The sequence below is a fragment of the Bowmanella yangjiangensis genome (assembly GCF_017255015.1).
GTDB lineage: Bacteria > Pseudomonadota > Gammaproteobacteria > Enterobacterales > Alteromonadaceae > Bowmanella > Bowmanella yangjiangensis.
On the sequence record NZ_JAFKCS010000554.1, the window covers coordinates 1 to 494 of the forward strand.

Below are 494 nucleotides of genomic sequence, written 5' to 3' on the forward strand. Positions count from 1 at the left end.
GGGGGCGCTGTCGTCCGTTGCCGGCATACCGGTGCACAGGCCGAAACCATTCGCCGGGATTTCCCGCAGCGCAGGCACGAGCAGGCGCAAGACGACCACCAGAGCACTGCCAAGTACCGCGAACAGCGCGACCCAGAGCCACACCAGCAGGCTGTCGCTGGCGATGGCGCTCCACCACAGCGGCCCGCCGGCGAGCAGGGCACCGAGCAGCGCGGCAAGCTTGTGTCGGGCCAGCATGACCTTCAGGGGCGCGACCACCCGCACCCAGGGGCTCTTGCCTTTGCTGTCGAGGATCGCGATGAAGGTGTCGAACAGCGTGCGCAAAGGCGCGACGGGCCTGAACAGCGCCAGCAGCTTGGTGCCGCGGCCACCGGCAGCAGGGGTGCAGAGGTGTTCGGGAAGTCGCTCGATTTCGGCGAAGCCGGCGGGGTCCTGCTGCAGCTGCCCCTGCTGGTAGCGCTGGCGGCCCAGCTCGGCAGCGGCCGCCGCTGCCG

Annotated in this window: 1 protein-coding gene; it reads right to left on the reverse strand. The window is 70.2% G+C overall.

What is annotated here, in order from left to right:
* Positions 1-494: hypothetical protein (locus tag J0A65_RS25625; protein ID WP_206597029.1), on the reverse strand; the 494-nt coding region annotated here is incomplete at both ends.